General features: G+C 49.7%; 6 protein-coding genes. 3 read left to right on the forward strand and 3 right to left on the reverse strand.

Annotated elements, in window-relative coordinates; genetic code table 11:
• Positions 1–869: cobyric acid synthase (locus MVG27_RS08915; protein WP_297556526.1), on the reverse strand; the 869-nt coding region annotated here is incomplete at its 3' end.
• A gap of 68 nt (positions 870–937) precedes the next feature.
• Between MVG27_RS08915 and cobT the strand changes: the two genes are divergently transcribed.
• The 3 genes from cobT (at position 938) to glp (ending at position 3,755) form a co-directional block, all read left to right on the forward strand.
• Positions 938–1,942, forward strand: a complete 1,005-nt coding sequence (cobT, locus tag MVG27_RS08920) for a nicotinate mononucleotide-dependent phosphoribosyltransferase CobT (RefSeq protein ID WP_297550118.1) — start codon at positions 938–940, stop codon at positions 1,940–1,942.
• Between the two features lie 105 nt (positions 1,943–2,047).
• Entirely contained in the window at positions 2,048–2,563 is a 516-nt protein-coding gene (locus MVG27_RS08925; RefSeq protein ID WP_297550107.1) for a MogA/MoaB family molybdenum cofactor biosynthesis protein, read from the forward strand.
• Between the two features lies 1 nt (position 2,564).
• Positions 2,565–3,755: a gephyrin-like molybdotransferase Glp gene (gene glp, locus MVG27_RS08930; RefSeq protein WP_297550109.1), complete on the forward strand. Its 1,191-nt coding sequence runs from the start codon at positions 2,565–2,567 to the stop codon at positions 3,753–3,755.
• Positions 3,756–3,757: 2 nt separating this feature from the next.
• Here glp and MVG27_RS08935 read toward each other — a convergent pair whose 3' ends face one another.
• Both MVG27_RS08935 and MVG27_RS08940 read right to left on the reverse strand, forming a co-directional pair.
• Positions 3,758–3,985, reverse strand: coding sequence for a hypothetical protein (locus tag MVG27_RS08935; RefSeq protein WP_297550111.1), 228 nt, complete (start codon positions 3,983–3,985; stop codon positions 3,758–3,760).
• A 347-nt stretch (positions 3,986–4,332) separates the two neighbouring features.
• On the reverse strand, positions 4,333–5,430 hold the full coding sequence (locus tag MVG27_RS08940) for a DUF835 domain-containing protein (RefSeq protein ID WP_297556528.1): 1,098 nt from the start codon (positions 5,428–5,430) through the stop codon (positions 4,333–4,335).
• Between the last annotated feature and the right edge of the window lie 82 nt (positions 5,431–5,512).

The following is a 5,512-nucleotide window of genomic DNA, read 5'->3' on the forward strand; positions in this document are numbered from 1 at the left end:
TGGATTATGATGACGTCGCCCTCTATCTCCTCGGCTCTGGTAACGTAGTCAACGCCGTTCGCCCAGTGGAGAGGTTCGAAATCAGTAAAGTTGCTTATGTGCGGGAGCTTAACTATCTGGATGTGAAGCTCGCCCTTAACCTTCGGGAACTCGGTTAAGGAATCCTCCTCTGGCAGGCGGTGTTGAACGTAGGGAATAACGCCGAGGGTTAGCTTCCCGTAGCGTTTTTCGAGGTAATCGAATCCCGGCTTTAGGAGGGAAGCATCACCGCGGAACTTGTTGAAGACGAAGCCCATCACGAGTTCCCGCTCCTCCTCACTCAAAAGCTCCATCGTACCGACTATCGAGGCGAAACTGCCCCCTCTGTCAATGTCGGTAACGAGAATTACTTTCGCGTTTGCATGCTTTGCCACACGCATGTTGGCTATATCGTAGTCCTTCAGGTTAATCTCCACCGGACTGCCGGCACCTTCGATTAAAACGAGATCGTGCCTCTCCTTCAGCTCGTCGAGGACCCTCATTGCCTTTTGAAAAAGCTCTTCCTTCCGCGAGAGCATGTAGTCCCTGGCTGAGACGCTACCTATGGGCTTTCCCATGAAGACGACCTGGCTCCTCATCTCTCCTTCTGGCTTGAGGAGGATTGGGTTGAACTTCACGCTTGGCCTCTTTCTGCAGGCTATCGCCTGAAGGTACTGGGCGCGACTTATCTCACCCCCTTCGATGCTCGGCGCTGAATTAAGGCTCATGTTCTGGCTCTTGAATGGAACGACGTCGTAGCCGAGGTTGGAAAAAATCCTGCATAATGCAGTGACGAGGAGGGATTTGCCGGCGCCAGATGAGGTCCCCTGAACCATTAAGGCCTTCCCCATTTTCCCACCAGGGAACGTTGGCCGAAGGCCATATAAACCCTTGGATAAAACCTCCAGCGGTGGTCGGAATGGAGAGCCTTTTCCTTCTCGTTCTGGGAAACACCGAGATAAGCACAGTTCCGGGGATAAGCGTCGCAGGAGCAACGCCCGAGCTTACGAAGCTAACACCTGTTGCCGATGCCGAATACCTCTTCCACGAGAAGCCCCTGACGATAGACGTTATTCCAGTAACGCCCGAGGGTCATCCAACTCCGGCTATAATCACCAAGGCGGCTAAAGAACTGGCAAACTTTCCCGTCCTCGTGGTTCGCGGGGGAACTTATTTAGCACCCCTCGTTCCGCACGTCCACATAAGCGATGCCGTTGGACGGGACTTCAGAACGGAGCCGGCTTTACCTGAGTTCGGCGAGATAATAAAGCGCGCCAAGCTCTTCGGTGAGGAACTCAACAAGATGCCAATCAAGGAACTCGTTATCGGTGAATCAACACCCGGGGGAACGACAACCGCTCAAGCAGTCCTCTGGGCACTCGGTTACGAAGCCAGAACCTCCTCGGCCTCGCCGGACAACCCCCAGAGCCTAAAGGAGAAGGTAATCAGCGAAGCTTTCAAAAGGGCCGGCATTGAAAAGGGCCAGCTGAAGGACAATCCACTCGAGGCTCTGAGGCAGTTCGGTGACCCGATGATGGCAACGGTTATAGGCCTGGCTTTGGGTTTCAGGAAAAACATCGTCCTCGCTGGAGGAACCCAGATGTTAGCCGTTTCAGCTCTTCTTAAGGCCCTTGGTGAGGATTTGAATCGCTTTATGATAGCCACAACGAAGTGGGTGGTCAATGATAGGAGCGCGACCTTCCTTGATACGGCCAGGGAGATAGGGATAGTAACATATTCCGCTGACCTCGATTTCTCAAAGAGCGAGTTTAAGGGCCTGAGGGACTATGAGCGCGGTTATGTCAAGGAAGGCGTTGGCGCTGGAGGGGCCACTTGGCTCGCCGTAAAAGCGGGTTTCTCGCCGGAAGAGGTCAGCGAAAAGGTCGAGGAGCTTTACAAGAGACTCATGGAGATGAAACAATAAGGTTTGTTTTTATTCTTTGTTTTTTGGTTATTGGCAAGCTGTTTAAACAAACTTGTTTTCTGAAAGATTATTAAGTTCGGCAATCACTTTAACATAGGTGGTAGCATGGGTGCTGAAGAGCACAAGAGGAAAGCCCCCAAAAAGTTCAAATTTGCGGTCATAACTGTCAGCGACACCGCAAGCAGGGGAGAAAAGGAAGACAAAAGCGGGAAGTTCCTCATTGAGGAGCTTGAGAAGGCCGGACACGAAAGGGTTCTTTACAAGATAGTGCCCGACGAGAAGATGGCCATAATCGGGGCAGTCATAGATGCCTTCGAGAGGGGAGCCGAGGTCGTCGTCACTTCAGGGGGAACCGGAATAGCTAGCAGGGACGTTACGATAGAGAGCGTCAGGCCACTTTTTGATAAAGAACTGACGGGCTTCGGGGAGATTTTTAGACTGTTGAGCTACGAGGAGATAGGGACCTCTGCAATCATGACGAGGGCAACCGCCGGGATAATCAGAAGCTCCGGCAGGGCAATGGCCGTCTTCTGCCTGCCGGGAAGCCTTGGAGCGGCTAAGACCGGGGTGAGGATTATTCTCAACGAGGCCGGTCACGTCCTAAAGCACGGGAGGGAGTGAAATGAAAGAGTTCAAGCGCCTCACCCCTTACCGGGAAGCTCTGAGTCTGCTCTTAAATGATTTAACAGAGATTAGCGAGTTTGAGGAAGTTGTCATAAATGATGCCCTCGGGCGGGTTCTTGCGGAGGACGTAGTCTCGCCAATAGACAGTCCGCCCTTCGACAGGTCAGCCGTTGACGGCTACGCACTCCGCGCGGAGGACACATTCCCGGCTAGAGAATACAACCCCGTCGAGCTGAAGGTTATAGACGAAATCACCGCCGGTGAAGAGAGTAGCGCTAAAGTCGAGCCCGGGACGGCGGTAAAACTCATGACAGGCTCAAAGATACCTGAGGGAGCCAACGCAGTTCTAATGCAGGAGATGGCCGAGCGCGATAGGGATGTTATACGGGTTCTCCGTCCCGTTGCGCCGGGCCAGAATGTTGCCTTCGCAGGAGAGGACGTTAAGAAGGGGGAGATAATCCTCAGGAAGGGAGGGATTTTAAGACCCCAGGATTTGGCCCTACTCAAGAGCGTGGGCTTCAAAAGGGTGAAGGTCAAGAAAAAGCCCCGCGTTGGAATAATCGTTACTGGTGACGAGCTCATTGAGGAGTTCGACGAAGAGGCGCTGAAATCGGGCAAAATCCTTGAGAGCAACTCCATAATGCTTAAGGGCCTCGTGAGGCAGTACTTCGGCGAGCCGGTCTTCTACGGTGTCGTTCCGGACGATGAAGACGCAATAAGGAATGCCATCGAGAGAGCCAAGAGGGAGAACGACCTCGTCCTCGTTACGGGCGGTTCGGCCTTCGGCGACAAGGACTTTGCCCACCGCTTTGTCAGGTTGCTCTTCCACGGGACGACAATAAAACCCGGAAGGCCAATAGGCTACGGTGAGAGGGTCTTCATAATGAGTGGTTACCCCGTGGCTGTCTTCGCCCAGTTTCACCTCTATGTCAAGCACGCCTTGGCCAAGCTCGTCGGCGCTAAGAACTACGAGGTTCGCGTTAGGGCGAAGCTAACCGACAGGGTTCCGAGCCAGCTTGGGAGATATGAGTTCGTCAAGGCCTGGTACGAGAACGGTGTGGCGAGACCCATTAAGAAGAAGGGAAGCGGGATAATAAGTTCACTTGTTGAGAGCAACGGCTACATAGAAATTCCAGAGGACAGTGAGGGGCACCTTGAAGGAGAAGAGGTTTGGGTGACACTTTACTGAGTTCAGATATCTCCAAGCAATGCGTTGATATCGGGAACTTTAATTAGATCTCTTACTTCCCTAGGTAAAGTCTTTGCGACTTCCTTCTCCCTTATTAAGAGTAATTTGATGACCTCTAATTTCTCCCTTTTCTTTTTTTCCAGAATCTCTTCAACTGGGTTCCCACTAATCCATGGCACTATTTCTTTTAGATTTTCTAAGGTATTGTCTCTATATGTAATCCCTGACATAGCACTAATCTTTAGCAATTTGATATTAATAACTTTTTCTATGCACTTTTTGGTAACTATTTTTAGTAGTTACTAAAACCTGAAGATAAAAATGATCAATATTGTAGCCCGCCCGTAACTCCCGCCATCATCTCAGCCAGACGGCAGAATCAGGCGGGCTAACCCAGGCGGGCGAGAAGTGTGCCCGGTCTGGGTTTCCCGCGGTCATTGTGCTCCGTAACGCGGAAGGCCCTCCCGCGGGGACCTCGCTGAGACCGGGCTGTGGCCCCCGCATCGCCCCCCGGTTCATTCTCCCCGGGGTCCTCGCGCGGGGGCGTTTTTAGTTTGGAACCGTGGTTTATAAAACCTCACTCTAAGAGTTTCCTAAGCTGGTTGAAGAGGCGTTCTTCAATACTGTTTTTGTCTATTACGAGGATCAGAGTTCCTCCTTTAACAAGCACAAGATCTCTTAGCTTCGACAAAAATTTCATTAAGGATTCCCACGAATTGTACATGCTTAAATATTCAACGCAATCGATAATAATGACTCCAGGAACACCCTTTCTTGAAGTCTCTTCGAGGTACTGAAACGTAATTTCAGTCATCTTTGCAAGGTCTGTGGGAGCAAGTGTTCCTGCAAGGTTTTCCTTTCTAAATGGTACCGCCGTTATGAAGTATGTTTTCCATTCTGGACGAGAATGTTTTAAATCTCTAAGAAAGGCGAGCACAGGTACATTTTCTAGTTTAGTTGCTATCTTTCCTAACTCTTTGGGGCTAATTATCATTGTTCCTGTATGGATGTCTGGAACTTTAACTGTCTCTATACTATCCTTCAGAAATTCTCTCATTGATGTTAACCTGTACATTGAGTACACCATTAAGATTGTAAAAGTTGTTGAAAGCATAAACCCTATTGGGAGATACCATTCATAGAGCCCAAAGAGGGCTGCAGGAACAAGATGAAGGCCAAAAAGAACGACGCTCAGGTATAGAATCTTGGCAGTTTTCTTGTATATTTCCTCTATTGGTCTTAGAATAATCCCGCTTGCAAACACAAATGCTCCGCTTATCCCGAGGGAAACACCAGCCGTTAGTGTCCAGTTGGGGTTTCCAGTGGACTTGTAGACTAAAATGATAAACAGATAAAAGCCGGGTGCCATGAGACCTAGTTTTTTGAGAGTAGAATAAGAAATTGGAATAGATTCCTCCTCAAGTAATTTAACGGATCCTGCGAATATGAGCATCGCAAAAACCGTGAGTGAGATTTCCGCTATGTAAAGGAGGAGACTTCTATTCGAGGTCGAAAGAGTTACCATGACAAAATCTGAGAGCCAGGCTAGAGAAAATATGAGTGCAGATTTTCGTCTGTGTTTAAGGTAAATTCTAAATATTAGGGCAAATGCCGTGATATCTGCGATCATTACAATCAGTCCGCAGACCATTAAGATCGTGCTATTTACCTCCATGAATAGCCCTCCTTGGTTCAGAAAAGCCGTCCCACTTAAAGGGTTTCTGGTTGGGTACTCTAACTGCAGTTTCATCTTCTAT

Origin of the sequence: Thermococcus sp. (assembly GCF_027011145.1) — an archaeon.
Taxonomy (GTDB): domain Archaea; phylum Methanobacteriota_B; class Thermococci; order Thermococcales; family Thermococcaceae; genus Thermococcus.

Excerpts from the sequence above, each read along its gene's own strand:
- cobT (WP_297550118.1), top strand. The coding sequence starts at position 938 with ATGGAGAGCCTTTTCCTTCTCGTTCTGGGAAACACCGAGATAAGCACA.
- MVG27_RS08925 (WP_297550107.1), top strand. The coding sequence starts at position 2,048 with ATGGGTGCTGAAGAGCACAAGAGGAAAGCCCCCAAAAAGTTCAAATTT.
- glp (WP_297550109.1), top strand. The coding sequence starts at position 2,565 with ATGAAAGAGTTCAAGCGCCTCACCCCTTACCGGGAAGCTCTGAGTCTG.
- MVG27_RS08935 (WP_297550111.1), bottom strand. The coding sequence starts at position 3,985 with ATGTCAGGGATTACATATAGAGACAATACCTTAGAAAATCTAAAAGAA.
- MVG27_RS08940 (WP_297556528.1), bottom strand. The coding sequence starts at position 5,430 with ATGGAGGTAAATAGCACGATCTTAATGGTCTGCGGACTGATTGTAATG.